The sequence below is a fragment of the Cupriavidus sp. C1SS-2L genome, from assembly GCF_057073735.1.
Genome location: NZ_CP172709.1, coordinates 2,467,378 through 2,494,023 on the forward strand (window position 1 = coordinate 2,467,378; position 26,646 = coordinate 2,494,023).

Annotated in this window: 28 protein-coding genes; 16 read left to right on the forward strand and 12 right to left on the reverse strand. The window is 64.9% G+C overall.

The window, feature by feature from the left end; translation table 11 throughout:
* Positions 1 to 2 precede the first annotated feature (2 nt).
* The 5 genes from ACIGJG_RS29095 to ACIGJG_RS29115 all read left to right on the forward strand — a co-directional run bounded on the left by ACIGJG_RS29095 (position 3) and on the right by ACIGJG_RS29115 (position 4,626).
* Positions 3 to 518, forward strand: coding sequence for a methylamine dehydrogenase light chain (locus tag ACIGJG_RS29095; protein WP_011300199.1), 516 nt, complete (start codon positions 3 to 5; stop codon positions 516 to 518).
* Positions 515 to 970 (forward strand): c-type cytochrome, encoded by a 456-nt coding sequence (locus ACIGJG_RS29100; RefSeq protein WP_140950396.1) that lies wholly within the window; start codon positions 515 to 517, stop codon positions 968 to 970. Before ACIGJG_RS29095 ends, ACIGJG_RS29100 begins: the two co-directional genes overlap by 4 nt.
* A 1-nt stretch (position 971) precedes the next feature.
* The gene (locus tag ACIGJG_RS29105; protein WP_483673571.1) at positions 972 to 1,391 is read left to right on the forward strand and encodes a cytochrome C; all 420 of its coding nucleotides are present in this window, start codon (positions 972 to 974) and stop codon (positions 1,389 to 1,391) included.
* Between the two features lie 34 nt (positions 1,392 to 1,425).
* Positions 1,426 to 2,925, forward strand: coding sequence for an aldehyde dehydrogenase family protein (locus ACIGJG_RS29110; protein ID WP_011300196.1), 1,500 nt, complete (start codon positions 1,426 to 1,428; stop codon positions 2,923 to 2,925).
* 258 nt (positions 2,926 to 3,183) lie between these two features.
* Positions 3,184 to 4,626 carry an amidase gene (locus tag ACIGJG_RS29115; protein ID WP_483674057.1) on the forward strand — a complete coding sequence of 481 codons (1,443 nt, stop codon included), beginning with the start codon at positions 3,184 to 3,186 and terminating at the stop codon, positions 4,624 to 4,626.
* Positions 4,627 to 4,641: 15 nt separating this feature from the next.
* On the opposite strand, the gene ACIGJG_RS29120 is transcribed toward ACIGJG_RS29115, so the two are convergent.
* Positions 4,642 to 5,634, reverse strand: a complete 993-nt coding sequence (locus ACIGJG_RS29120; protein WP_140950399.1) for a helix-turn-helix domain-containing protein — start codon at positions 5,632 to 5,634, stop codon at positions 4,642 to 4,644.
* A gap of 354 nt (positions 5,635 to 5,988) precedes the next feature.
* On the opposite strand from ACIGJG_RS29120, the gene ACIGJG_RS29125 reads away from it, so the two are divergent.
* From ACIGJG_RS29125 to ACIGJG_RS29135, 3 genes are all read left to right on the forward strand, one after another.
* Entirely contained in the window at positions 5,989 to 6,321 is a 333-nt protein-coding gene (locus ACIGJG_RS29125) for a hypothetical protein (RefSeq protein WP_483673572.1), read from the forward strand.
* Between the two features lie 62 nt (positions 6,322 to 6,383).
* On the forward strand, positions 6,384 to 6,578 hold the full coding sequence (locus tag ACIGJG_RS29130; RefSeq protein WP_041680169.1) for a hypothetical protein: 195 nt from the start codon (positions 6,384 to 6,386) through the stop codon (positions 6,576 to 6,578).
* A 93-nt stretch (positions 6,579 to 6,671) separates the two neighbouring features.
* A complete protein-coding gene (locus tag ACIGJG_RS29135; RefSeq protein WP_041680168.1) occupies positions 6,672 to 7,052 on the forward strand; it encodes a bleomycin resistance family protein in 381 nt (126 codons plus the stop codon).
* A gap of 77 nt (positions 7,053 to 7,129) precedes the next feature.
* On the opposite strand, the gene ACIGJG_RS29140 is transcribed toward ACIGJG_RS29135, so the two are convergent.
* The 3 genes from ACIGJG_RS29140 to ACIGJG_RS29150 all read right to left on the reverse strand — a co-directional run bounded on the left by ACIGJG_RS29140 (position 7,130) and on the right by ACIGJG_RS29150 (position 12,653).
* Positions 7,130 to 10,984: a response regulator gene (locus ACIGJG_RS29140; protein WP_483673573.1), complete on the reverse strand. Its 3,855-nt coding sequence runs from the start codon at positions 10,982 to 10,984 to the stop codon at positions 7,130 to 7,132.
* On the reverse strand, positions 10,985 to 12,118 hold the full coding sequence (locus tag ACIGJG_RS29145; protein ID WP_011300190.1) for a response regulator: 1,134 nt from the start codon (positions 12,116 to 12,118) through the stop codon (positions 10,985 to 10,987).
* Between the two features lie 211 nt (positions 12,119 to 12,329).
* A complete protein-coding gene (locus ACIGJG_RS29150) occupies positions 12,330 to 12,653 on the reverse strand; it encodes a thioredoxin family protein (protein WP_011300189.1) in 324 nt (107 codons plus the stop codon).
* A 340-nt stretch (positions 12,654 to 12,993) separates the two neighbouring features.
* Here ACIGJG_RS29150 and ACIGJG_RS29155 point away from each other — a divergent pair, with 340 nt between their 5' ends.
* The 4 genes from ACIGJG_RS29155 to ACIGJG_RS29170 all read left to right on the forward strand — a co-directional run bounded on the left by ACIGJG_RS29155 (position 12,994) and on the right by ACIGJG_RS29170 (position 16,096).
* Positions 12,994 to 13,392, forward strand: a complete 399-nt coding sequence (locus ACIGJG_RS29155) for an AMP-binding protein (protein WP_483673574.1) — start codon at positions 12,994 to 12,996, stop codon at positions 13,390 to 13,392.
* A gap of 50 nt (positions 13,393 to 13,442) precedes the next feature.
* Positions 13,443 to 14,264 (forward strand): AMP-binding protein, encoded by an 822-nt coding sequence (locus tag ACIGJG_RS29160; protein WP_483673575.1) that lies wholly within the window; start codon positions 13,443 to 13,445, stop codon positions 14,262 to 14,264.
* Positions 14,265 to 14,599: 335 nt separating this feature from the next.
* Positions 14,600 to 14,953 carry an ArsR/SmtB family transcription factor gene (locus ACIGJG_RS29165; RefSeq protein WP_483673577.1) on the forward strand — a complete coding sequence of 118 codons (354 nt, stop codon included), beginning with the start codon at positions 14,600 to 14,602 and terminating at the stop codon, positions 14,951 to 14,953.
* Between the two features lie 87 nt (positions 14,954 to 15,040).
* Entirely contained in the window at positions 15,041 to 16,096 is a 1,056-nt protein-coding gene (locus ACIGJG_RS29170) for an alkene reductase (protein WP_041680167.1), read from the forward strand.
* Between the two features lie 92 nt (positions 16,097 to 16,188).
* Here ACIGJG_RS29170 and ACIGJG_RS29175 read toward each other — a convergent pair whose 3' ends face one another.
* Both ACIGJG_RS29175 and ACIGJG_RS29180 read right to left on the reverse strand, forming a co-directional pair.
* Positions 16,189 to 17,202 carry a J domain-containing protein gene (locus tag ACIGJG_RS29175; RefSeq protein WP_220630378.1) on the reverse strand — a complete coding sequence of 338 codons (1,014 nt, stop codon included), beginning with the start codon at positions 17,200 to 17,202 and terminating at the stop codon, positions 16,189 to 16,191.
* Between the two features lie 123 nt (positions 17,203 to 17,325).
* Complete coding sequence (locus ACIGJG_RS29180) at positions 17,326 to 18,075, reverse strand: HD-GYP domain-containing protein (RefSeq protein WP_011300184.1); 750 nt, start codon at positions 18,073 to 18,075, stop codon at positions 17,326 to 17,328.
* A gap of 806 nt (positions 18,076 to 18,881) precedes the next feature.
* On the opposite strand from ACIGJG_RS29180, the gene ACIGJG_RS29185 reads away from it, so the two are divergent.
* Positions 18,882 to 19,301, forward strand: a complete 420-nt coding sequence (locus ACIGJG_RS29185) for a hypothetical protein (RefSeq protein ID WP_041680442.1) — start codon at positions 18,882 to 18,884, stop codon at positions 19,299 to 19,301.
* A 16-nt stretch (positions 19,302 to 19,317) separates the two neighbouring features.
* Here ACIGJG_RS29185 and ACIGJG_RS29190 read toward each other — a convergent pair whose 3' ends face one another.
* The 4 genes from ACIGJG_RS29190 to cls all read right to left on the reverse strand — a co-directional run bounded on the left by ACIGJG_RS29190 (position 19,318) and on the right by cls (position 22,397).
* Positions 19,318 to 19,491, reverse strand: coding sequence for a hypothetical protein (locus ACIGJG_RS29190; protein WP_166487071.1), 174 nt, complete (start codon positions 19,489 to 19,491; stop codon positions 19,318 to 19,320).
* An 86-nt stretch (positions 19,492 to 19,577) separates the two neighbouring features.
* Positions 19,578 to 19,901: a hypothetical protein gene (locus ACIGJG_RS29195; RefSeq protein WP_235679789.1), complete on the reverse strand. Its 324-nt coding sequence runs from the start codon at positions 19,899 to 19,901 to the stop codon at positions 19,578 to 19,580.
* Positions 19,902 to 20,215: 314 nt separating this feature from the next.
* Entirely contained in the window at positions 20,216 to 20,872 is a 657-nt protein-coding gene (locus ACIGJG_RS29200; protein ID WP_011300180.1) for a TetR/AcrR family transcriptional regulator, read from the reverse strand.
* Positions 20,873 to 20,963: 91 nt separating this feature from the next.
* Entirely contained in the window at positions 20,964 to 22,397 is a 1,434-nt protein-coding gene (cls, locus tag ACIGJG_RS29205; RefSeq protein ID WP_041680441.1) for a cardiolipin synthase, read from the reverse strand.
* A 284-nt stretch (positions 22,398 to 22,681) separates the two neighbouring features.
* Here cls and ACIGJG_RS29210 point away from each other — a divergent pair, with 284 nt between their 5' ends.
* Entirely contained in the window at positions 22,682 to 23,497 is an 816-nt protein-coding gene (locus tag ACIGJG_RS29210) for a response regulator transcription factor (protein ID WP_084791943.1), read from the forward strand.
* Positions 23,498 to 23,706: 209 nt separating this feature from the next.
* Positions 23,707 to 24,300 (forward strand): HAD domain-containing protein, encoded by a 594-nt coding sequence (locus ACIGJG_RS29215; protein ID WP_011300177.1) that lies wholly within the window; start codon positions 23,707 to 23,709, stop codon positions 24,298 to 24,300.
* Between the two features lie 68 nt (positions 24,301 to 24,368).
* On the opposite strand, the gene rocF is transcribed toward ACIGJG_RS29215, so the two are convergent.
* Positions 24,369 to 25,283: an arginase gene (gene rocF / locus ACIGJG_RS29220; RefSeq protein ID WP_011300176.1), complete on the reverse strand. Its 915-nt coding sequence runs from the start codon at positions 25,281 to 25,283 to the stop codon at positions 24,369 to 24,371.
* Between the two features lie 135 nt (positions 25,284 to 25,418).
* The gene (locus ACIGJG_RS29225) at positions 25,419 to 25,940 is read right to left on the reverse strand and encodes an MgtC/SapB family protein (RefSeq protein WP_011300175.1); all 522 of its coding nucleotides are present in this window, start codon (positions 25,938 to 25,940) and stop codon (positions 25,419 to 25,421) included.
* Positions 25,941 to 26,101: 161 nt separating this feature from the next.
* Here ACIGJG_RS29225 and ACIGJG_RS29230 point away from each other — a divergent pair, with 161 nt between their 5' ends.
* Positions 26,102 to 26,473 (forward strand): 5-carboxymethyl-2-hydroxymuconate Delta-isomerase, encoded by a 372-nt coding sequence (locus tag ACIGJG_RS29230; protein WP_011300174.1) that lies wholly within the window; start codon positions 26,102 to 26,104, stop codon positions 26,471 to 26,473.
* The last annotated feature ends 173 nt before the right edge of the window (positions 26,474 to 26,646 follow it).

Sequence of the window (26,646 nt, forward strand, 5' to 3'; positions counted from 1 at the left end):
CGATGTGGTTTGACAAGCTTTTTGAACGCCAGACCCGCCGTGCCGCCCAGCGCACCGGGCGACGCAGCATGCTGGCCACGCTGGGCAAGGCCATGGTGGGCACGGTGGCACTGCCGGTGCTGCCGTTCGACCGCAGCGCGCATGCCGCGGCCGCACACGGCGCAAAGACCGGCAAGGCCGTGGACGAAACCTCGTGCGACTACTGGAAGTACTGCGCCGTCGACGGTTTCCTCTGTTCGTGCTGCGGCGGCAGCTCCACCACCTGCCCGCCGGGCACCGAGCCATCGCGCGTGTCGTGGGTCGGCACGTGCCGCAACCCGGCGGACGGCAAGGACTACATGGTCAGCTACAACGACTGCTGCGGCAAAACCACCTGCGGCCGGTGCGAGTGCAACACCAACGAACGCGAGCGTCCGGGCTACAAGCTCGGCGTGCACAACGACGTGAACTGGTGCATGAGCAACTCGAGCACGATGTTCCATTGCACCACCTCGATCATTCTCGGAGTTCAGGAATGAAATTCCGCTCGCACCCAATGTGGCTGGCGCTCTTGCTCGCTGGCGCCGCAGCCACGGCCAGCGCGGCAGATCTCGTCGCACAAGGCAAGGAAGTGTTCGCCGCCAACTGCGCAGCCTGCCACAACAACGATGCCAGCGGCATTCCGGGCGTGGCGCCGCCGCTGGCCAATGCGCTGCGCGAACGCCTCGGCTCTGCCGCAGGCCGGACGTATCTGGCCAATGTGCTCGTGCACGGCATGGCCGGCCCGATCGAATCGCAGAGCCAGTCATTCAATGGCGTGATGCCGGCCTTCGGCACGCTGCCCGACGAATCGCTGGCCGCCGTGCTGGCGTGGCTCGGCACGCAGAACGGCCAGGCTACGGCCACCGTTGGCCCCGACGCGCTGGCCCAGGCACGCGCGCAGCGCAAGACGCCGGGCGCCGTGCGCAAGCTGCGCGACGCGGCGAACTGACATGCAGCGCGCCGCGATCCGTCTCGTCCTGGCATGGCTGGCCACTGCGGTGGTGGCCGGCGCCGCGCAAGCCGAAGGCCGGCTCGAGCGCGGCCACGCCAACTACGTGCTGCACTGTTCCGGCTGCCATCTGCCGGACGGATCGGGCAAGCCGGCGGCAGGCATTCCGGACATGCGCGCCACCGTGCCGCAACTGCTGGCCACGGCCGCCGGGCGTGCGTTCCTGATCCAGGTGCCCGGCACCTCGGGCTCATCGCTGACGAATGCCGAGGTCGCCGAACTGATGAACTGGATGCTGCCCGCACTGACCGGCCGCCAGGACATCGCCCCGTTCACCACCGAAGAAGTCACACGCTATCGCAATGACCGTCTGGACGACGTGGCCGCGCACCGCGCCGCCATTCTCGGCACCAGCCGCTGAACCGACACATCCATCAAGACATCCGAGGAGACCCATGGATACCCGTACCGAACTGCTTTCCGCCGCCACCCGCGCCTTCCTGCAGCGCCCGAAGCGCATGCTGATCGACGGCCAGTGGTGCGCCGCAACCGATGGCGCCGTGTTCACCACGGAAGACCCGGCCAGCGAGACCACGCTGGCTGAAGTACCCGCCGCCGGACCGGCCGACGTCGATGCAGCCGTGCAGGCAGCGCGCGCGGCCTTCGAACAAGGCCCGTGGAACGCCATGCGCCCGTCGGACCGCGAACGCCTGCTGCTGCGCCTGGCCGACCTGGTGGAAGCCAATGCCGAGGAACTCGCGCAGATCGAAGCGCTGGACAACGGCAAGCCCGCGACCATGGCTCGGGCGATCGATGTGGCCGGTGCCGCGGGCTTCCTGCGCTACATGGCAGGCTGGGCCACCAAGCTGCACGGCGAAAGCCTCGACGTGTCGGTGCCGCTGGTGCGCGAGCGCGAGTTCGTCGCGTTTACGCGCCAGGAAGCCGTGGGCGTCGTAGGCGCCATCATCCCGTGGAATTTCCCGCTTCTGATGGCCGCGTGGAAGCTCGGTCCGGCACTGGCCTGTGGCTGCACCGTGGTGCTCAAGCCGGCCGAGGAAACGCCCCTGTCGGCACTGCGCCTGGGCGAGCTCGTGATGGAAGCTGGCTATCCCGCAGGTGTCGTCAATATCGTCACCGGAGACGGGGCACGCTGCGGCGCGGCGCTGGCCGGCCATCCGCAGGTCGACAAGATCGCGTTCACCGGGTCGACAGAAGTCGGCAAGCTCGTCGGCGGCGCAGCAATGGAGCGCTTGGCGCGCGTGACGCTGGAACTCGGCGGCAAGTCGCCCGTGATCATGCTCGACGACATGTCGCCGGAGGCCGCTGCCACAGGCGCCGCACAGGCCATCTTCTTCAACCAGGGCCAGGTGTGCACCGCCGGCTCGCGGCTGTACCTGCCACGCTCGAAGTTCGATGCGACCGTGCAGGCACTGGCCGATATCGCCAACAGCCTGCGCCTGGGGCCGGGCCTGGAGCCGGACACCGGCATGGGTCCGCTGGTTTCGCGCCGACAGCACAAGCGCGTGGCGGGCTATGTGCAGGCCGGTGTGGATGCCGGCGCGCAACTGATCTGCGGCGGCAATGCCGACCTGCCGCGCGGCCACTTCTTCAAGCCCACGGTGCTGGCGCGTGCACCGGAGACGTCATCGGTCGTGCAGGAGGAAATCTTCGGGCCCGTGGTCGTGGCACTACCCTACGATGACATCGACGAAGTGGTCGGCCGCGCCAATGGCACGCCGTTCGGATTGGCGGCGTCGGTCTGGTCCAATGATCTCTCGCGCGTGCATCGACTGGTGCCGCGGATCAAGGCCGGCACCGTCTGGGTCAATTGCCATAACCTGCTCGACAACGCGATGCCGTTCGGCGGCTTCAAGCAGTCCGGGCTCGGCCGCGAAATGGGCCGCGCCGTGTTCGACCACTATACCGAGACCAAATCGGTCATGATCGCCGTGTAATTGCCGCCGGCTGCCGACGGGTTTCCCACCATGACAAGACAGACCATGAACGATACTGCCCCCTCATCGTCCACTCCGCAGCCCACCCCGCAGCCCGGCCGGCGACAGTGGCTGAGCCACCTGGCCGGCGCCGCCGTGACCACGGTTGCCGCCGCGGCCATGACCAGCCGGACCGCCAGCGCCGCCCCTGCGGGCACGGCACCTGCCGCGTCCGGCCCCGGCACCGCCGGCGGTGGGACGCCAGACCCGATCGTGCTGATGCCGGCGTGGCAGCTTTCACGCGAGATCCGCGGCGGCCGCCTGTCCTGCCGCCAGGTCATGAATGCCTACCTGGCGCATATCGACCGCGTCAATCCGGTGACCAACGCCATCGTCGCGCTGCGGGATCGCGATGCCCTGATGCAGGAAGCCGCCGCTGCCGACGAGGCGTTCGCCGCGCGCAAAGTGGCGGGATGGATGCACGGCATGCCGCAGGCGCCGAAGGATCTGGCCCTCACGCGTGGCATTCGTACCACGTTCGGCTCGCCGATCTTCAAGGACAACGTGCCGACGTCCGACGCAATCATCGTAGAACGCGTGCGCAAATCCGGCGCGATCCTGCTCGGCAAGACCAATACGCCCGAGTTCGGCCTGGGCTCGCAGACCTTCAACCCGGTGTATGGCCCCACGCGCAATCCGTACGACAGCACGCGCACCGCGGGCGGCAGCAGCGGCGGCGCCGCGGCGGCACTGGCCATGCGTCTGCTGCCTGTGGCGGACGGCAGCGATTTCGGCGGTTCGCTGCGCAACCCGGCCGGGTTCTGCAATGTTTATGGCTTCCGTCCTTCGGCGGGACGCGTGCCCTATGGGCCCACGCCGGAAGTCTTTATCCAGCAGCTCGGCTATGAGGGCCCGATGGGCCGCACGGTCGCTGACGTGGCCTTGCTACTCGCCACCCAGGCCGGCCCCGACCCGCGCACGCCGCAGGCGCTCGCGCCAGACCCAGTGCTCGCCACGCTGACGCCGGACAACGTCATGGCCGCGCTGTCGACGAACCTGAAGGGCAAGCGCGTGGCATGGCTCGGCGACTGGGACGGCTATCTGCCGATGGAAGACGGCATCCTTCAGCTGTGCGAGCAAGCCCTGCAGGCCTTCCCGGCCTTTGGCGTCGGTGTCGACAAGATCAAGCCGCCTTTCTCACCCGAGCGCCTGTGGAAGACCTGGCTCGTGCACCGGCACTTCCTGGTCGGCAACGGCATGCTGCCGTTCTACCGCGACGAAGCCAAGCGCGCGCTGCTCAAGCCCGAAGCGATCTGGGAAATCGAAGGTGCGCTCAAGCTTAGCGGCGCGGACATCTATGCGGCCAGCGCCGACCGCAGCGCGTGGTATCAGGCTGTGGAAGGCGTCTTTGCCAAATTCGACTACATCGCCGTGCCGACCGCACAGGTCTTTCCGTTCGATGTGCGTCAACCGTGGCCCAAGGAAATCGCTGGCCGGCAAATGGATACCTACCACCGCTGGATGGAAGTCGTATTCCCGTGGACGTTGTCGGGCTGCCCGGCAATCAGCGTGCCGGTCGGCTTCGGCAAGAACGGGCTGCCGATGGGCATGCAACTCATTGGCCGTCCGCGCGATGACCTGAGCGTCTTGCGCCTGGCTCGGGCATACGAGCAGGAACGCGACTGGGTGGGCCGCCACCTGCCGCGCGCGGTGATGGCCTGACGACGGAAAGACCGGTCAGCGGCGCGCGAGCGTCGCTGACGGCAGTTCGCCGAAGAACGCGCGGTACTGCGCTGCAAATCGCGGCAGATGCTGGAAGCCGAAGCTTGCTGCAGCCCCGCCGACGGACTCCGCCGCGCCGGTGCGAAGCGCCTGGCGTACGCCGTTCATGCGTACGGCGCGCACGAAATCGAGCGGCGACAGCCCGGTCACCTCATTGAAGCTGTACTGCAGCGTGCGCCTCGACACGCCCAGCCGTTCGCACAGCGACAGGATGCTCCACGGCTGGTCGGGGGCGCTGCGGATCATCTGGTAGGCGTCCGCCACCAGCCGGCGCCGCGCGGGGATGGTCGGCAGTGGTTCGTTGCCGTCAATGCCTTCGCCGACCAAGGCGGTCGCGGCCGCCAGTAGCAAGGCGTCGCGCATCGCGCTTTCGACAAAGCGGTTGCTGAATACCTCGGCATCGATGGCGGCAGTGGCCAGTACCGACAGCAGTACGGCCCGGAATTCGCGGCTGGCGCCTTTCGTCACCTGCCGTACGGGCGCCATCCGTTCCAGCCGGAGCGTCTCCCCGCCAGCCAGCGCCATGGCGCGCTGAAGCGCCGGCATCGGCACGGTCAGCCCGGCGAGATCGAGTTGCAGTGGCGTGCGCATCGCCAATGCGCGGCCGTTGCCGGCACACAGCAGTGTCTGGCCGTCCATCGCGTAACCGGAGAACCAGCCACCCTGGCACTGCACGTCGGGCAAGGCCAGCGAGACATAACCGCGCGCCGCTTCGCCCTCCTCAAGCAGGCTCTGCGACGTCAGTTCGCGGAAGACATGGACATCACCGTATGTCACCTGGGATACCTCGGCGCGAAAGACGCCGGGCGTGAGTTGCTGGTAACGCTGTTGCCAGCCGTCCAGTTCCGCGGCGGCCGCCTGCGCTTCATCGGCGACGATGTGCCGCAGCGTGCGCGCGGCCGCCGGTTCCTGCGGGGACGGTGAAGATGGCGTCGGGGCTTGATTCATGGGGGGCGCGACGTGAAACGCTCTACCCGCGCGCGGCGGTTCGGGCCAGCCTTGTTCCGCGCGGGTGCAGCGGTTCAGTGTAGCGAATGCCGCTACCGGCAATGGAGCGGGTCAACCCTGATTCGCAAGGCATGCAAACGCTTCACGATGAAAAAATCGACTGGAAGATCGCCGTTTAAATCATCAACGGAATAACGTTGCGTGACTACACTTGCTTCCGTGCCGCACAACAAACACTACGGCACCGCTCGCAAGGCGACCCGGACGGCATGTGGCGCGGCAGATCCGCCACGCCGCGTCCCCATGATTCCCAAGGGGAATGCCGCCTCCAATCAGTCAGAAGAAGCAGCAGACATGCACAACAAGATCCTCAAAGCCCTCCTCCTTACCGTCGCTACCGTTGGTGCCAGCGCCATGGCCGGCCACGCCGCCGCCCAAGGCATGCAGGACCGCGGCATCTCCGGCGACCGCTACGGCTACATCATGCGCCAGGGCAACCCGGACCCGTACACCGACGGCGGCAATGTTCTCGGCAAGCGCGACCCGTACACCGACGGTGGCAATGCCCTCGGCAAGCGTGACCCGTTCACCGATGGCGCCAACCACCCGGCGACCACGTTGAACATCGCCGGCATGGACCAGCGCGGCGTGTCGGCCTCGCCCGCACACATAGGCGCCAACGCGTAAGCGCTCCCGCAGGCTCCGTCCTCCACGGCGCCTGCGCAAACTTCCCTCCTCCAGAGATTGCAATGAAGAACATCCTGCTGGCGCTGCTCGGCGCCGCGGCTGTCACGGCGGCATGGCCAGCCATGGCCGGCCCAGACTGGGCCGTCATCGAGCGTGGCCGCGCTGCTGCGCGCGCGGCGCACCCGTGTGCGGAAAGCCATCAAACTTCGGCCAAATCGACCTCCGCAAGCGCGCCGGGCGCTCCTCACCACGGCTGATCACGACGGCGGCCGCGATGCGACGCTGCCGCCGCCATGCCGAACCCGGCTATCCTGTGGGGCACCTTTGCCCGCATACAGAAGGAATGCCGCATGCCCCAGCCAACCGATCTGCGCGCCTACGCCTACGTCCTCGCAGTACCGGATCTTCCCCGCAGCGCTGCGTATTTCGAGAACGCGCTGGGCTTTTCCACCGACTGGCAGGACGGCGACAACTGGCGCGCGCTCAGCCGTGGCAGCGTGCGCGTCATGCTAGGGCATTGCCCCGATGCTCTCCCGCCATCGCAGACTGGCGACCACAGCTACTTCGCGTACTTCCACGTGGACGATATCGACGCACTGCATGCCGAACTCGCATCGCGCGGCGCCATCATCGCGCAGCCGCCCGCCGACAAGCCATGGGGCATGCGTGAAATGGCGCTCGCTACGCCGGACGGACATCGGATGATGGTGGGACAGGAACTGGTCCGTTGAGCGAACGCTAGAAGTTCTCCATTTCCGGCACTACCCGAGCCGGCTCTATCTATGCCCCGGAGCCTGCGTGGCCAGGCTTAACCGGCGCTATCCGCCAGCACCTCCACTGCACTCTCGTAGTCATAGTTCTCTACCGCCTCGCACAGGCGGCGGAAACGGTCCCCTGCGAGCATGTCGGCCAGTCGCTGGCGATTCGCCGCAAACGTCAGGCTGGCTTCGCTGGCGCCGTCCGCAAGCTGGCGACGCAACCGGTCGAGCACGTCCGTCATGCTGGTCACCTGCGTGGCAACCGGCGCGGCGGGTTCGGGTGTTTCCGCCGGCAGGTGCTGGCGCAGCGCCATGCACAGGCTCGCGTGCGCCTGTTCCAGACCATTCAGCAGCGCAGATGCATCGTCCGCTGCCATGCCCATCAGCGTGCATTCCAGCGACGCGGCGGCGCCCGCCACCTGCCTGGCGCCGAGATTGCCGGCCAGCCCGGCGAGCGCATGCGCAAGACGCGCGGCCTCGACACGCTCGCCGGCCTGCAGCAAAGCGCCGATCTGCTGCGGCGTCTGGGCGTAGCCGGACAGCAGGCGTCCCAGCAACTGGCGGAACGTGTCGATCCGCCCGCCGACACGGGCAACCGCGCCGTCGACGTCGAGCAGGCCCGTGCCCGCCAGTGCCCGCATCCAGTCCGGGGCAGCCTCTTCCTCTTCCGCTTCCGGCTCGACCACTTCAATGATCTCGGCCACCGGATTCGCCACGTTCTCGTGCCAGGCCGCATCGTGCAAGTTGCCCCCTGTCCTGGCCGGCGCGCCAGTCAGCCAACGGTGCAGAGTCGTGAAGAATGTGGCGGGGCTGATGGGCTTGGCGATGTGGTCGTCCATGCCGGCGGCCAGGCAACGGTTGCGGTCTTCGGGCAAGGCATTCGCCGTCATCGCCACCACGGGCATCGACGCCAGCCGCGGATTGGCACGGATGTGGCGTGTAGCCTCGAAGCCGTCCATGACCGGCATCTGCATGTCCATGAGCACGAGGTCGTAGTCCTGCACGGCCAGCAGTTCGAGCGCGATCGCACCGTTCTCGGCCGTATCGGGCGTGATGCCGGCCTGCTGGAGCAGGTGCGTGGCCACCTCGCGGTTGATCTCGTTGTCTTCGACGAGCAGCACGCGTGCGTGCGGCAACGTCCAGCTCGGCCCGGTTACAGAACGCGGCGCGCCCTTGTCGGCCATGCGTCCCGGCTCCGAGGCCAGCACGCGCATGGTGGCGTCGAACAGCACCGAGGGACTGACCGGCTTGTGCAGCGTGGTCTCGAAGCCATTGCGCTCGCCTTCGCGCACGACTTCCTCGCGCCCGTTGGCAGTAATCATCAGCGGGCGCGGGCGCTGGCTCTGCAGCGACATGGCCGCCAGCTTGCGCACGGTCTGGATGCCGTCCAGGCCCGGCATGCGCCAGTCGATGAACACGGCGTGGTAGGGATCAGCGATGGCATCCGCATGCTGGATCGCGGACAGCGCTTTCTCGCCCGATTCGACTTCGTCCGCGCGAAACCCGAACCCGCGCAGCATAGATCCGATCACCTGGCGCGCATAGCCATGGTCGTCCACCACCAGCAGCCGGCGTCCGGCGAGTTCCGGCTGCACCAGCAGCGCCGGCGCGCGCCGGGTGCCTGGCAGCAACGATAGTTCGAACCAGAACGTGCTGCCCTTGCCGAGCTCGCTCTGCACGCCGATCGTGCCGCCCATCAGCGTCACCAGCCGATGGCTGATAGCCAGACCGAGCCCGCTTCCGCCATAGCGCCGCGTGGTGGAACTGTCGGCCTGCTCGAAGCTGCGGAACAGGCGAGGAATGGCATCGGCGTCGATGCCGATACCCGTGTCGCGCACCTCGAAATGCAACCGGACACGCGATTCGGCGTGCTCGCCGGCGCAGCGCGCCACGCGGATGACGATCTCGCCGCGCTCGGTGAACTTGACTGCGTTGGTGGTGAAGTTGATCAGTACCTGGCGGATGCGCAGCGGGTCGCCGCGCAGGGAATCCGGCACGTCGGGCTGCACGTCGACCACAAGCTCGAGCTGCTTGGCGGCAGCGCGCTCGCTGACCAGGTCGCCCACCGTGCGCAGCAGGCGCTCCAGCGAGAAATCGATCTGCTCGATCTCCAGCTTGCCAGCCTCTATCTTCGACAGATCGAGGATGTCGTTCAGGATGCCGAGCAGGTGCTGGCCCGAACGCTGGATCTTCTCGACGTAGTCGCGCTGCTGCGGATCAAGTTGCGTGCTGAGCGCCAAATGCGCCATGCCGATCACCGCATTCATCGGCGTGCGGATTTCATGGCTCATGTTGGCGAGGAAGCTCGCCTTGGCCTGCGCGGCCGATTCGGCCTCGTGCTTGGCCTTGGCAAGTTCCGCGTTGGCGACGGCAAGCTCGCGCGTGCGCTCCCACACCTTGTGCTCGAGCGTCTGCGACATCTCCTTCAGCTCCCGGTTGGCGCGTTCCTGGTCCGTGATGTCGATGCCCACCGCGCCCACGCCAACCACGGCATTGCTGGTCGGATCGTGTACGGGGAACCGTATGACTCGCAGCTGGCGCGAGCCCTCGGGGGCTTCCATGGCGTAGATCTGCTCTTCCGCGCGGCCGGTGGCCATCACGCGCGCTTCGATCTCCCAGCGCTCCCGGGTGCCGTCTGGCATGACCGCGAGCTCGCGGTCGGTCTTGCCCAGTACCTGATCACGCGTGAGGCCGAGCAACTTTTCCATCGAGGGATTGAGCTGCAGGAACGCGTGGTTGCGGTCCTTCAGGTGCATGATCGCGGGCGAGTGGTCCAGCAAGGCGCGCAGCCTTTCCTCGCTCTGCGCCAGGCGGTGCTGGCTTTTGCGCAGCGCCCAAGCTGCCACGCCAATCAGCAGCATGATCGCCGCCGCCATGCTCGCCACCACGGTACGCGTGGACAGGTAGGAACTGAGCGCTTCCTCCATGTCCTGCTCCAGGATCAGGGCGCTGCCCAGCGCCGGTATCCAGAGCCCGGCACCGGCCACGCGCTTGCCGCGGTAGTCGTGGTAGCCGAACGACACCTGCAGGGTTTCCGAATGCAGCACCTGCTGCGCCATGCGCGTGAGCGGTGCGTCGTCGTCGACACGCCACCGGCCGTCGCCGAGGTCGTGCGGCACGCGTACGCGCAGGTTGAACATGGACGCATCGCCCGGAGACAGCAAGCCTTGTCCGACCAGGCTCTCGTCGAAGCGGCTCGGAGAATTGAGCCGGCCGTCGCGGTCGATCACATAGAGTTCGCCGGTGTTGCCGAAGCGCGCGGCCTTCAGTATCTGCAGCATCACCGCATACGGGTCGATGCGCAGGCACAGCGCGCCCACGACACGGTCGTTGTCCCACAGGCGCGAGCACACGATCTGGAACGGGCTGCGGCCCACCGGGCCAACCGGCCCATCCGCCAGGACCGGGCCCGGGTATGGCGCCGACAGCGACGCGCCGTTCTCGCGCGCCCGTAGGGCTGCTGCCGCGGCTTCGGGCTGCAGCGGCTGTCCGTTGCGCTCGACCAGATCCGAGACGATGATGCGGTTGTCCATCGAGATCAGACCGTAGCCGATGTAGCCGTTGGAGCGGTACAGCGGCGTAATCCAGTTGACGAACTCCTGGACGCGCTCGGGACTGGGATCGGCACCATTGGCCAGCAAAGGCCGGGCAAGGCGGACCGTATCGTCGAGCGTGCTCATCGACACTGCGCGGCGGCGCTGCTCGCTGGCCCAGGTTTCGAGCTGGCGCGCGGTGGTGTTGACGGTCGCGCCCAGCCGTGCGCCAACGCTCACCTGCTCGTTCTGGCGCACCATCGACATGGCGGCAAACGCCACGAGCCAGACCGCGAGGATCAGCAAGGCGCCGTAGGCAAGCAGGGAGCTGCGCAGCCAGAAGCCTGCGGGTGGATTGGGCTTGGAAATCATTCAGATGGCGGGCAACAAGTCGCGCTGCGGCTCGTGTTCAGGATCGGCAAAGCGCAGGGCAATGGCGTGGAATTCGTCGGCGATGCTGTGGAAGGCGTCGACCATGCCGGGATCGAAATGCCGGCCGCGGCCTTCCATGATGATGCGCACGGACTCCTCATGCGAAAAGGCCGGCTTGTAGACGCGACGGGAAATCAGCGCGTCATAGACATCGGCAAGCGCCATCAGGCGCGCCGCTACGGGGATGTCATCGCCGGCAAGTCCTTCCGGATAGCCGGTGCCATCCCACTTTTCATGGTGATAGTGTGCGATCTCCCGCGCGTAGCGCAGGAAGGAGTTGCGCGTCCCGCACTGGGCTTCGGCGTCGGCAATGGCGTCGCGCCCCAGCATAGTGTGCGACTTCATGATTTCGAACTCTTCCGCGGTCAGCTTGCCGGGCTTGAGCAGGATGCGGTCCGGAATGCCGACTTTGCCAATATCGTGCAGCGGCGCCGACTTGAACAGCAGGTCGATTGTCCTGTCGTCGAGTTGCGCGCTGAAGCGCGGGTCATCGCGCAACGCGCGCGCCAGGGCCCTCACGTAATGCTGGGTCCGGCGGATATGGTTGCCGGTCTCGTTGTCGCGGGTTTCGGCCAGTGCCGCCAGCGCAATGATGGTGGCATCCTCGATCTGGGTAATCTCGCGCGTGCGCCGCTGCACCTCCGCTTCGAGATAAGCCGAGCGGTCACGCAAGAAATCGTGCGCCTGCTTGAGCGCGAGCTGGCTGGCAATGCGTGCGCGCGCCACCGGCGGGCTCACCGGCTTCATGATGTAGTCCACGGCACCGACCTCGAAGCCGCGCGCTTCGTCGAGTTCATCCGTGCGTGCGGTCAGGAAGATGACCGGCACATGGGCCGTAGCGGGATTGGCCTTCAGATGGCGGCACGTTTCATAGCCGTCCATCTCGGGCATCGAAACGTCCAGCAGGATCAGGTCCGGCGCCGACGACGCGGCTAGTTGCAGCGCCTTGGCGCCGCGCGTGGCTACGCGCACACGGTATTGGTCCTGCAGCATTGCCACCATGGCGGCAATGTTTTCCGGAATGTCGTCGACGACGAGTACGGTTGGTCGCTGCTCTGGGCTGTCGGCGCTCATTTTCAATGCTTAAGGTTGGCTGGCCGCCCGCTGGCATGCGAAGCGGACCGGCACCGGATTCAGGAACCAGGCGCCCATGGGTGCGCTGCCACACCGCAGGTATCGCCCTTCGGAGAATCGGCCCGAATGAGCAAAACTTGTTCCCTCCTGAAGCGGGGATTGCCAGCACGCTTATGATCGCGGCGGACTTTGCAAGGTGTTCGCGGTGCGCTCAGGCGATAGCCGCCATGGCCTCCAGGATGGGCGCGGCATCGCTGGGTCTGACCAGGCGCGACACCTCCCGGCCATCGCGCAGGAACACCAGCGTGGGCCACAGCTTGACGCGAAACGAGCGGCCCAGCGGGCGGCCGCTCCCGTCTTCCACCTTGATATGCCGCACGCCAGGATAAGAGGCAAAGGCCTGCGCCAGAGCAGGCTGGGCGCGCTGGCAATAGCCACACCAGTCTGTGCCGAACTCCAGCAGCGCGGGACCTTGAAGAGTGTCGATTTCCTCGCGCGGGGGCGCGTCGGAAAGATAATGATCCTTCGTAGGCATCGCAGCGTCTCCTCCCACAATGGGGGTAATGTCTTATTGATGTCGTTCTGTTTATGCGGCCGGTTGCCCTGCTGCCAAGCAACAACCATACCGGCCGCGGAGTTTGCCATGCCGTCAGGGTTCAGGCCAGCGTCCCTGCCCTCACGCGCCCCAAAGGCGCCGGTCCGATGCGCATATCCAACACGGGTCTCGCATAGCCCGCCCCGCACGTGCAGCTTCCTGCATAAGGAAAGAGCAAATCGTTATTTCACGCCCGTGTAATGAGCGCCTTATAGTTGACGGTTCATTCGAAAACAAGACGACCTGCCGGCATCCTGCCACGGCCCCGCGGAGTGCAACATTGACTGACGGCCTTACCCTTGGCGACACCCTGTCCTGGCCCGCCCGCTACCTGCCGCGCAAGACCGCGCTGGTGACCGGCACGGGCACTGCGCGGCGCGCGTGGACTTATGCCGAACTGGATACGGAGGTCAACCAGCATGCCAACGCCCTGCTCTCGGTCGGGATCGGCAAGGGCGATGTCGTGGCGGCCTTTCTCTACAACACGCCGGCCTTTGTCTTCACGCTGCTCGCTTTTGCACGCATCGGCGCCGTGTTCAACCCGGTCAACTACCGGCTGGCCGCGCAGGAACTCGCCTACATTCTGAACGACGGCAATGCCCGCGCGCTGGTGTTCGAGAAGGAAGTCGCATCGGTCACCGAGAAAGCCGCGGCCCATGCGGCCGGCACCCGCTGCTGATCTACGCCGACGATGGCGAGGCGCCGTCGTTTGCCACGCACGATCTCGCTGTGCTGGCCGCCGTCCAGCCCGCCACGGCGCCAGATGTCATCGTGCATGAAGACGATCCCTGCATCCTCATGTACACCAGCGGCACTACGGGGCGACCCAAAGGCGTCGTGCATACGCACCGCAGCAAGCTGTTCCACAACGCGATGATGCATCAGGCGATGGGGCTGACACGTGAGGACGTGGGCCTGTCGGTGGCGCCGCTCAACCACACCGCCGAGTTGCACACCAGCTTCCTGCCACGGCTTCAGGTCGGTGCCACGCAGGTGCTGCAGCGGCGCTTCGACGCCAGCGAGGCATGGGAGCTCGTTGAGACCGAGCGTGTCACGCATTTCTTCGCCGCACCGACCATGGTCGGCATGCTGCTGAACCATCCCGATACGGAGCGGCGTGACCTGTCGTCGCTACGACTGGTGGAATATGGCGGCGCATCCATGGCGCCGCACCTGATCCGCGAATGGGACCGCAAGATCGGCGCCGGCCTGGTACAGGTCTACGGCACCACCGAGATGGGTCCTTGCATGTCGGTGCTCTACCCGCAGGAGCAACTGAGCCACGCCGGTTCGGCAGGCCTGCCGTCACTGAGCCACGATCTTGTGGTGGCGCGCCTGCGCGATGACGGCGAGCCGACCGACCCGTCGCAGCCGTGCGAGCCCGGTGAAGTCGGCGAAGTGCTGGTGCGCGGGCCTTGCATGATGCGCGGCTACGTGAACCGCCCCGACGCCAATGCCCACGCGCTGGCCCATGGCTGGTACCACCCGGCGACCTGGGCAGCCTCGACGAGGACGGCTACCTCTGGATCCGCGACCGCATCGACTACATGATCAACTCGGGCGCCGAGACGCCTGGAAGTCCGTGTCGACAAGATCGACGCCCGCCTCGAAGCGATGGATGCCAAGATCGATGCCCGCTTCGAAGCCATGGACAGCAAGATCAATCGCATACTCGAATCGGTCAGACGCCGCTGATCGCTAGATCATACCGTCATAGTATTCGCCGTCGTGCCGGACGGCCCTCCAGGCTTGACGTATGACACAACGCAACTCATCCCACGTCCATCACTAGCTTCTGACAGAAAAACCCACGCTCTGCGAGGGGTCATGCAGGCTTCGTACGTATATCGTATAGTGGCGATATACATTTTGATGCCTCCCGATATATGGTTCGTGGATCACCGAAACAACGTGCACCGGACTCCGCCTCCGCGAAGCCGGAACTCGACGTCGATGCGATCCACAAGGCCCTGGCCAATCCCATGCGACGGAAGATACTGGCCTGGCTGCGAACGCCAGAAGCGTATTTCTCCGCGCAGGAACACCCGCTCGACATGGGTGTTTGCGCCGGGCTGATCGACACGCATTGCGGTCTGTCGCAATCGACAGTCTCGGCGCACCTTGCCACGCTGCAGCGTGCCGGGCTGATCCGCGCGCGGCGCATCGGGCAATGGGTCTTCTTCAAGCGCGACGAAGAGACCATTCAGGCGTTCCTCGACCATATTCACCAGGACCTTTGAGTTCGTACCGGCATGGCGCTTGCCGTCGTGCCAAAGCACTGCTGTGCGCTTCTCCCACCCATACGAAAATACGCAAGGCCAGACCTCATGCCTACCCTCTTCGACCCCATCCGCATCGGCGACCTCGACCTGCCCAACCGCGTCATCATGGCGCCGCTGACCCGCTCGCGCGCCGTCGGCGGCAAGCGTGTGCCGAACGCACTGATGGCCGAGTATTACGTGCAACGCGCGTCCGCCGGCCTCATCATCTCGGAAGCCACGGCGGTGACGCCGCAGGGCGTCGGCTATGCCGACACGCCGGGCATCTGGACCGACGAGCAAGTCGCGGGCTGGAAACACGTGACCGACGCAGTCCATGCCGCTGGCGGCCGCATCTTCATGCAGCTCTGGCACGTCGGCCGGATCTCGGACCCGATCTTCCTCGACGGCGAACTGCCTGTGGCGCCGAGCGCGATCGCGGCGCAAGGCCACGTGAGCCTGGTGCGCCCGAAGCGTGCCTACGTCACGCCCCGTGCGCTGGAAACCGAGGAAATCGCTGGCGTGATCGCGGCCTACCGGCACGGTGCCGAAAATGCCAAAAAGGCCGGCTTCGACGGCGTTGAAATCCACGGTGCCAACGGCTACCTGCTCGACCAGTTCCTGCAGGATTCGACCAACCAGCGCACGGATGCCTATGGTGGCCCCATCGAAAACCGCGCGCGGCTGCTGCTCGAAATTACCGACGCATGCATCGACGTGTGGGGTGCCGACCGCGTCGGCGTGCACCTGTCGCCGCGCGGTGACGTGCACTCGATGGGCGACTCCGATCTGGCGGCGACGTTCGGCTACGTGGCGCGCGAACTGGGCAAGCGCCGCATTGCCTTCATCTGCGCGCGCGAGGCACTCGGCGACAATCGCCTGGGTCCGGCCCTGAAGGCGGCTTTCGGCGGCGTCTATATCGCCAACGAGAAAATGACCAAGCAGACCGCCGAACACGTGCTGGCCGCCGGCGAAGCCGACGCCGTCGCATTCGGGCAGCTCTTCATCGCCAACCCGGACTTGCCGCGCCGCCTTGCGCTCGACGCATCGCTCAACGAGCCCCGGCCGGAGACGTTCTACCACCCGGGTGCCGAGGGATATACCGACTATCCGGCGCTGGTGTGACGAGCGGCAAGAACGGCCGTTAGACCCGGTTCGCACGGGCAAGGGCTACCGCTCTTGCCCGGTTTCCGTAGACCCCATCGCCGGGGTAGGCCCTAGAATTCGCTTTCTTCGATTTCCTGCGCCTGGGTATTGCCGTTGCGCACCGGATAAAGCGTCAGCGACATCCGGCTGTATCGCGTGGCATTGCCTTCCGCTATCTCTTCAAGTTCAAACGGGTTCGACTTGGCAATTTTTCCCGTATCCAGGTCCATGTAGCGAACGTCGAAGCTGCCGTGCTCGATATTGGAAAACTCGAATGACGTGCCAGCCTTGATCAGCGCGAAACGCACCGGGATGGTATCGCCACCACCAAGGGAAAACACTTTCAGAAAGACATCCGAAGAATTACGGGAATTGTCCACAGTCAATGACGACAATCCTCCGGTCTTGCGGATAGGGTAGCCTGGAATATAGCTGGTCCACGCGGGCCAGGCCTGGCCGTTCGGCGCGGTGGGCTGGCGCACGTACTGGGGTAGCGGCGCAGGCGACTTCGTCGGCGTCGCGGCCGCGTCGCGCGGCTCCCCAGTCATGGCGGCAATGGTCGAGACCGAAGGTGTCCAGCCCTCTGCCTGCCGGGAGCCATCCGCCGATTGGTGCGACGTCGGGATGATCAGATAAATCGCAGCCCCTGCCACCACCAGCACAAATAACGCCTTGGAGGCAGTGCTGGCGCCTGCCGGATTCACTGCGCTCCCACTGTCCGCGTTCTTGCGCGATGTCCTGGAATCCGCAGGAGGGGCCTGTCGCGCACCGCTACCGCTTCGGGACGCCGGATCCGCAGAAGTCCCCGACGCTGTCGAAGCCGGTCTCGCCCGCTGGCCGGCGTTTGCAGTCGCGCCCGCTTTCGCCTTTTCCTGCGACAGAATCCACGCATCATGCTGGGCACGCTTTGCCGGATTCATCAAAACCTCGTAAGCGGTGTTGATAATAGTCATGACCCGGTGAGATTCGGGCGAGTCATGGTTACGATCCGGATGATGCTTTTGACTTAATGCCTTGTATGCCGCACGAATGACCTCCGGGGGGGCGTCACGAGAAATCTTCAGATTATCGTAATGGGTATGCATTCTCGTGCCGGCGCTAAAAGGTCGGCACAGATTTTACCGTCCGGGTCGCGACAAGTGAATCTCCGTTGGTTGGGAAACCCTCACCAAATTGTGATAGCTGCCGAGGCGTACCTCGAACGGTAACTAGACCAATGCTTCAAAGTGCAACGGGGTCGCGACAACCTTGGTGACCAAGCGGGCCGCGGACCGAAAATCGGTACGTGACAGCCCGTAGAACCCTGCAATCACTGCCGTGTCGTTGCCGAGAGACAGCAACTCGTTCGCCGTGGCACGAGCACTGAGCAGATCCGGAAAACCTTCCTGGAAGACCTCCACCACTTCCGGATCAAAATGCGAGCCGCTACCTGACGCAATAATGGCCCGCGCTTCCTCGTCGGCCATGCGGGGCCGATAGCAGCGCGTTTCGGTCATGGCGTCGAATGCATCGACAACGGCCACGATACGCGCGGCCAACGGGATGCGCCGAGCGGCCAGGCGGTCCGGGTAGCCGCTGCCATCAAAGCGCTCGTGATGGTGCCTGGCAATTCCGGCAGCAAACTGATGCAGCGGGTCGGCACTGGTTGACAGCAGGTCCGCGCCCATCCCGGAATGCCGCTCCATGATGCTTCGTTCGGCTGGCGTCAGCTTGCCCGGCTTCAGCAGCACGCGGTCTGGAATGAGAAGCTTGCCAAGATCATGGACCGGAGTAGACAGGCGGATATGGTCTTGCGTCAGGCGATCCATTTCCATCAGGCCAGCCAGACGATCGGCAATGAAGGCGGTCCGGATGAAGTGGCCGGATGCGTCCGGATAACGCGAGCAACCGGCAAGCGCAAGGCTTGCGAGCGTAATAATCGATCGGTAATTCATTCTGGCTGCGATTTCGCCAGCCATTTCGGCCCGCGAAATTTCGAAACTCAATTTCTTGTTTTTTTGGCCATCGGCCGGGGCTGCAGCGCGTGACGCCGCTTGCTTCAGATTTGGCGATGCATTCTTCGATCACCGCCTATCCCGACTGCATTTTGAGGATTCCGAGTGTATCAACCGAGTGGATATTTCGACACACGCGCAATGAAAAATCCCTGAATCGCAGCCCATGAAGCTGGCGTTTGTTGATGTGTATCAAGTAATTTCGACACGCCGTTGGCGGCTGGGTAACGTTGCCGATCCATGTTTTATTACGTATTATGGAAACTCTCTACGTATCGATCATATTGTTTAGACATAATTATGCTTATGTCTTGAGATTGTCACTCCTGCCGCTTTCGTTCGAAAGTACGGCAATTTGCGGCTCCAAGGGACGCGCCAAGCGGGCGTGATCGTGCTTCATGAGAACCGGCGGGCACGGGTTCGCCCCACGAGCAGCGGCAGGTGTTTCCGGAGAAGATCATCGATGAGCTTTGCAACCTCTTCCGTTGCCGCGCGGCCGAGGCGCAACGGGGAGCGTCATGCGCCGCTCATGACCTCGTAAGGCATCCGTATATCGTTGGCGCGAGGCTAACGGGCGCAAGGCCATGCATGCCCAGCAATACGGGTATATCGCTAGCGCGGCGCGCTGGCCGCCCTGCCTATACTGGCAGGCGCACCGGGCACTGACAGGGAACGGCCCGCTTGCGCCCTGAATTTTCGGCAGGCACCGCCGCTCCGTTCGTGGACGCATTTGGGCTGCCTGCTCGCGGGCCATGAACATGGAGAAGGGCATGCCCAACGAACAATTTCTAGCGACGCAGGAAACGCGCCGCTCGGGCCTTCAGGCCCTGCGCGCAGCGTTGCTGCAGGTTCACAAGGAAGTTATCGGCTATGACCGCGGCCAGTACGAACGCCTGAACGGTCCCATCCCAGCAGGGTTGTTCGTGCAGTTGGTGACGGAAGACGATTTTTTCCGCTGGATGGACCCGTTGTCCCGGCTCATCATCGAAATCGACGAGGAACTCGAGTCGCCGGAATACCATGATGAAACGTGCCGCGCAGTAGCACGGGCCACCGAACGGCTGTTCAGCGACAAGGGCGATGGCGCGTTCCGCAAGCGCTACCAGGAAGCGCTGCAGGACGAGTCCGGCGTCATCGTTGCGCACGGACGGCTGATGTCCGTGATCGGGCAACTGCGCCAGTTGCCCTAGTCTGCCATCCGTTCTGTCACGACGTCTTCGACGGACGCGGCTTGTCCGGATCGACGGCGATCGGGTCGCTGGCAGGAAACGTTTCCTTCAGGGCCTCGTCCAGTTCTCGTTCGATCCGCTCGTCGGCCGGCGCCGACTTCGGCTGTTGCCGACCGCCCTTGGGCGCTTTCTCGGGTAGTGGTTTGCGCATCGCAAGACTCCTCTGCTGGCAGTTCTGGGGTGTAAACAGGTAGCCGCCTCGCTGGCTAGGGCTCCAGAGCCCTTCGCCGTATGGCATTACCGCCCGTGTCCGCCACCGCCGCGACCACCTCCGCTACCGCGGCCACCGCTCCTGCCGCCGCCATACCAGCCACCGGACCCATGCCAGCCCCCAGAGCCGTGCCACCCTCGGTGTCCGCCATACCAGCAGCATCGGCCTCCGCCATAGACATAGGCAAAGCTCCCGTAGTAGCCGCCATAGCCCGGGCCGTAGTATGGATAGCCAGGCGTTACCGGATAGCCGCTGTAGTACGGTGAGCCCACCGGATAAGCCGGGTAGCCGAGATAGTCGGCGCCGTAATAGTCGGGGTAGACCGCGCAACCCGCCAATAGTGCTGCCATCGTGAAAACGCTGCCGACCGCGTATCGCATGATCCACCCATCACTTGTCAAGGGCGAAATGCCCGGTTGACATCCCGTTAGACCGTCTGGCCATCCAGCCGATCCCCTGAATCGAATATGTGCCGGCAACGAGACTCTGTGCCCGAAGACACATTTTGGGAACAAATTTAGGACTTATCCAATTTTCTTATGAGACTTAACCGAATAGATTTGCCCGTGCACCCATCCCGCGGGTGCCCCGACGAGCCAGGGGACCCCATCCTGGTTCCTTACGCTGCCACGATGGTCCCCGCCATCGTGGCATTTTTTTTGAATCAGGTTGCTGACTGAAGTCCTCGCTCCACCATGTCCAGCAAACGCTGGCCAAGCGCCGCAGCCTCTCCGGGCTCCCTCCCACGCAGCGGGCCGTCCAGCACCAGCATGGCAAGGCCGTGCACAGCCGACCACGCCAGGTACTCGGCGCCCTGCCGATGCGCAGCCGGCAGGATTCCCGCTTCGACCATTCTGTCCAGTGCGGCCGACAACAATTGGAAAGGATTCAGCCCACTGTGGCCGGCCTTTGCCGGATCCGCATCATCTTCCACCTGGTCCGGAACGGAAAAGGCCGTACGGAACAGACCAGGCTCGGACAGAGCAAAACGCAGGTAACCCGTCCCGACGGCGCGCAGGCTCGCGCGCGCCAGCGTCGCCGCACTACTAGCCGGGCGCAGGCCACCGAGTTCGGCTTCCATGGCAATCGCGAGCGCGGACAATGCTGCCGCGCGCACGGCCCGCAGCAAGTCTTGCCGGCTGGAAAAGTGCCGATACGCGGCGTTGGGCACCACGCCCGCCCGTCGCGTGGCTTCACGAAGCACGATGGCATCGGGCCCGCCTTCACGCGCCAGGTCAATGCCAGCTTCCAGCAGCGCTCGGCGCAGGTCGCCGTGACGATACGTCGTGCGGGCCGGCATCGTTGAGGCAGTCCGGCTCATCATTTCCCCCCTGTACATACTGTTCTTATCTTGCCAACCAATAGTGAACAGTGTACACAATAGGGCGCGGCGTTGCTTCCCGACACCTCGCTTACAGGATCGGCGCAAACAGCTTTGCCACGTGCATCGCCACACGCAATGGCGCAGGCGCCCGCAGGAATTCGTCTACGCCGATGCGCCGCGCCTGCGCAAAATCGGCCTCCAGCATGTCAGCGACCTGGCTGGCGAACTCGCGGTCCGCCGTCATCACCATCAACTCGAAGTTCAGCCGGAACGAGCGGTTGTCGAGGTTCGCCGTACCGACTGCCGCCGCGTCGTCGTCGACCAGGATGACCTTCTGGTGGAGAAAGCCCGGCTGGTAGCGATACAGCTTGATCCCCGCGGCCACGGCCTGATGCGCGTAAAGCGTGGAAGCGGCGAACACGACGAGATGGTCTGGCCTGGCGGGAATCAGGATACGCACATCTACCCCGCGCAGTACCGCCAGGCGCAGCACGGCAAAGACTGCTTCGTCCGGCACGAAGTATGGCGACGTGATCCACACCCGGTGCCGCGCAGCCTGGATGGCTTCGACGAAGAACAGCGAGCAGGTCTCCTGCGCGTCGGCCGGGCCCGTCGGCACGACCTGGCAGGTCATGCGCCCGCCCACGTCAGGAGGCGGCATCAGCAGGTATGGCACTTCGCGCGCGGCCCAGTACCAATCCTCGGCAAACGCCATCTGCAGATCCAGCACAGCGCTGCCGCGCACGCTGATATGGGTGTCGCGCCACGGCGCTAGCGGGGGCCGCTCGCCGAGATATTCAACGCCGACGTTATGCCCCCCCACGAAGGCCTGCGACCCGTCCACGACCACGAGCTTCCGATGGTTGCGGAAGTTGAGCTGGAAGCGGTTGACGAAGCCGCGGTGCGTCGAGAACGCGCGCGCCTCGACGCCGGCCGCCATCAAGGTCTTCACATAGCCACGCGGCAACGCGTGGCAACCGATGCTGTCGTAGAGAAAATAGACCTTGACGCCAGCCTGCGCGCGCTCGCACAGCAATGCCTGCAGGCGCCGGCCGAGTACATCGTCATGGACGATGAAGAACTGCACGATCACCACCTGCCTGGCTGCGGCCACGGCTGCGAAGATGGCCTCGAACGTGGTCGTGCCGTTGACCAGCAGGCGCACATCGTTGTTGGCCAGGCAAGGCATGCCGGTCAGCCGCGGAAGCGCGCGCATGCAGGCTGGCTCCGGTGCGTGCACCACGCAGGCGCTGCGGGCGTCGCGGTCTTCAGGGGTCATGCCATGGCGGATCTCGCGCAGCCTGTCGTCATTGAAGCGGCGCGCATTGACATAGCCGGCGAAACGGCTCCTGCCGAAGATCAGGTAAGGCACCAGTGTGAGGTACGGCATCATCACCAGCGATCCCGCCCAGGCAATGGCCCCGGGCGCCGTGCGCACGGTCATGACGGCGTGCAATGCGGCCAGCACGCCAATGACGTGAAAAATCAGGATGACCGTCGCGACAACGCTCGGGCTTAGCATGTGCAGGCTTCCCAGGTGTCCGCCACGCGGAACCGGATCACGATGGTTCTTATTTTGGCACAGCGATATGCGTGGCGCGGCGCCCGGCCGCTGCTGCGTCGCGACAAACGCCTTCTGCGGCATTGCCTCGATCGAACAGTTCGCACATCTGAGCTAGCGCAATTTTCTGGCCGGAATCGGATTTGTCCGATTGTTCCGCCGCGTTTGCCTTTATACGCTCTCGACTCAGCACCTTCCGGCAAACCGACTTTTCTCATTTCCGCCGCCACTGTATGCCTGACCCCATGAATATCGCACTGCTGAGCGGTCAGTCCGCGCATCTGAAAGCCGTTCCCGAATTGCTGGCGCGCGCCGGCTTCCGATGCAACGTGTTTGCTTCCACTCGTGCGCTCATCCAGGGCGTCAGCCTTGCCTCGTACGATATGCTGCTGATCCATGACGAACTGCCCGACACAGCGGCGATTGACGTCATCCGCACTGTACGGTGCGCGCGCTCGCGCGATCTGCCGATCATGATGCTGGGCGGCAACGGTAGCGAGGAGGCCCTCGTCGAAGCGCTCGACGCGGGCGCCGACGACTACCTGAGCGGTCCGCAGAGTACGCGGGTCCTTCTGGCGCGAATGGCCGCACTGCGCCGCCGCGCCACAGGGGACCGTCAACGTCAGGGGCTGTTGGCGCGCGCGGGCCCGTACCAGCTCAACAGCGTCGGCCGCTTCGCAACGCTGCACGGCGAGCGCATAACACTGACCCCAAAGGAGTTCGATCTGGCCATGCTGCTGTTCACCAATGCCGGCCGGGTACTCGCTAACCGCCGCATCGAACAGGCCATCTGGCACCATGAACTGCCGCCCTTGTCGCGTGCGCTGGCCGGGTTGATGTCGCGCCTGCGCAAGACCTTGCGACTCAGTCCCGAGAATGGCATTTCGATCACGGTGGTCTATGCCCATGGCTATCGCCTCGACATCCATGAGGACAGCCCGACCCACCCACGGAAACACGGCAATCCGGCGTTAGCTCAGCAGCAGCCTGATCTTCACACTGGCCTGCTGGCCGACGATCGGGCCCACGGAGTGCGCCCCGTAACGGATTCGGCGTGCTAGGTGGCGCTTGTGCGCTGCTGCCGACGGATAAAGTGGCAGTACAGATGTGTCTGCCGGAAACATTTGACATTGAGAGGTAACCGGCATTTACGAGTTCAGCGAGGAAGTTACAGATATGTTTCACTTGCGGCTGGCGCCGTTACGCGCAGCCATCAGGTTGCCGAGTAATCTTTGCTCACACCAACCCGATGTGTAACCCCAAGGAAATCATGTCTGAACGACTCATCATGCTGGACGTACCTGGCGTACTGTATTCCGACCGGTCTCAGGCCCGGCTCGGCGGGGTTCCCGATTCGGGTACTTTGCGCGATGTCCGCTTCTTCGACCCCATTGCGCTTGGCTATATTCGCCGGCTCTTCGGACTGGCGGGCGCACGGGTGGTGGTGTCGGACGCGTGGCGGCGCGGCACGCCTGCCGCCATCTTCCAGCAACTGGACCTGCAGGTGGAAGGCATGACACCTGCCGTGGCAGGCGGCCACGGCGCGGAGATTGCCGCTTACTTTGCGGGCCGTGCCATGCCGTCCACCTATGTGATCTTGTCCTGCGCGCCGGCGGACTCCATGAGTGACGCCCAGCGCGAACACCTCGTGAGCGTCGATCCGGCGCAGGGCCTCACCGTCGAGAACTTCCGGCGAGCGCTGGACATCCTCGGCGTGGCCTGTCCGTCCACGCTGATGCCGCCGCCGCGCCTCGATGCGGGGTTGCGTGCCAAACTGGCGCAATTGCAACGGCTTGCGCGCGAAGAACCCGCCCGTTTCACCGCGCCTGCGGAGTCCACCGCTGCTGCGGCACTGCACGCCTGAGCGAGTCATTTCCGATGCACAAGGGGCGCCACCATGGCGCCCCTTAGTTTTTGGCGTGCGAGCGCCCGTCAGCGCGCCCGCAGTAGCGTGGACTTGCCAAACAGGCTTTCCAGGAAATCGACCACCAGCCGTGCTGTCTCATTACGCACATCGCAGGCAGGGTTGAGCTCCATTACGTCCAGCGAAGACAATCGTCCCGTATCAGCGATCATTTCCATGCAGAGTTGTGTCTCGCGATACGTGGGTCCGCCCAGCACCGTCGTACCGACGCCGGGCGCGATGGCCGAATCGATGAAATCGACGTCGAAGCTCACGTGCAGGTGCGTGTCGTCATCAACGCCGGCGAGCGCCTGCTCCATGGTCTGGCGCATGCCGTACTCGTCGATATAGCGCATATCGAACACCTTGAGGCCCAGCGCATGCAGCCGCAGCTTTTCCTGCGCATCGACGCTGCGGATGCCAACTTGCCGGATTTCCTCGGGACGTACCGCCGGCGGCTGGCCGCCGAGCGTGGTCAGTGGCGTGGGGCCGTCGCCGCACAGGCAGGCCACTGGCATGCCATGCATATTGCCGGTCGGCGTACTGGTCCCGATATTGGCATCGGCATGGGCATCGAGCCAGAGTACGACGAGCTTCCGGCCTGCCTCCCGGCAATGACGGGCGACTGCACTGACCGATCCGACCGCCAGGCAGTGGTCACCGCCAAGCAGGACCGGCATCCGGCCCGCCTGGAGAATGCGCGTACTGGCCTCGAACACGCCGCGATTCCACGCCACCACCTCATCGAGATGGCGCAGGCCCTGTACCGGCGGCGCGAGCGGATTCACCGGACCAGCAATATTGCCGGCGTCGCTGACATCGAGCCCCATCCGCGCAAGCGCCGGGACGATGTCGGCAATGCGCAGCGCTTCGGGGCCCATCGTGCAGCCTCTGGTGCTTGCGCCGACATCCGTCGGCGCGCCAAACAGGGTAATCGGCTTCATGGCGCGACCTCCTGAGCATGTTTGGTGACGGCTGTACCGGCGCGAACGCCGGAATGTCGCTACCTTTCTCGTGTGTGGCACCGGGTAACGCCGCAAGGTTCCCGATCCGCCTGTCCAGAATGCTTCCTGGGCGCTTCAGGGCCAGACGTCGTCGTCGGGTTCATTGCCCTTCGCCTGCTTCCCCGCCTCGCCGTTGTCGCGATGGTTGTGCTTGTCACCATTGATCGGATCGAGCACACGATGCAACCGCATTTCAAGGCGCCCGCCCATCCACAGCAGCAACATGCCGAGCACAAGCGCCAGGCCGCCGACCGCGTAGTAGCCTGCCCCCGCCGCCGCACCGAGGATCGCCGACAGCCAGATTGCCGCCGCGGTGGTCAGCCCCTGCGGGCGCTGGTGCGAGCCATGTCGCGCGATCACGCCCACACCGAGAAACCCGATGCCGGTCAGCAACCCCTGCAGCACGCGCGAGACTGCGTCCATCTGAGGTCCATACTGCGTCACCAGGCAGACGGCTGTTGCCGCGCCGAGCGATACCAGCCCCAGCGTGCGCATGCCGGCGGCCTTGCCGCGCAGGTTGCGGTCGAGGCCAATCGCGGCACCCGCGACCAGGCCGCAGAACAGGCGCAGGAAAATTTCGAAGCTGATGGTTTCCATGTGTGCTGTTGTGATGAATCCAACGCCGCAGTCTTCGACGCAAGCTAGCTTAACTCAGGGGCGGGGCCGGGCGGGAGTAACGCTGCGGAATGCACGTATCATGACGATTCGCCCCGGCTCTCCACAGCGTCCGGCTCGTACTGTTTCCACCCCGATCTGCCATGCCCCACCTCGTGATCGAAATCACAGAAAACACGCGTCTCAACTGTTCGCCCGAAGAACTGCTCGATGAGGCCAATGCCGCGCTGCTTGCATCCGGCGAATTCGGCGAAGCCGACATTAAATCGCGTTGCATCATGCTGTCCACGTTTCGGCAGGGGGTAGAGGCTGCAGAGCGCGCGTTCGTCCATGCTCGCCTGTCCATCCTCGATGGCCGCGAACTGGCCGTGCGGCGCGCGCTTGGGCAGGCCGTGTGCGATGTCATTGCCGAGGCGGTCCGCCCAGCCACTGCGGAAGGTCAGAGCGTGCAAATCAGCGTCGAAGTGCGCGAAATGGAGCGCGCAAGCTACGCCAAGCAGATTGTCGGCGGCTGACGCGCGGCCAGTGCGAATCGGCGCGCCAAAAAGAAAGCCCGCGGCCATTGCTGGCAGCGGGCGGGGCTTCCGGGAAGACGCCGGGAGCCGGTGCCATGGGGAGCGCCCCCGCACCCATGGCGATGTGAATTCTAGGCGCATGCCCAAGGGCGCAATTTGACCATGGTTAAGTC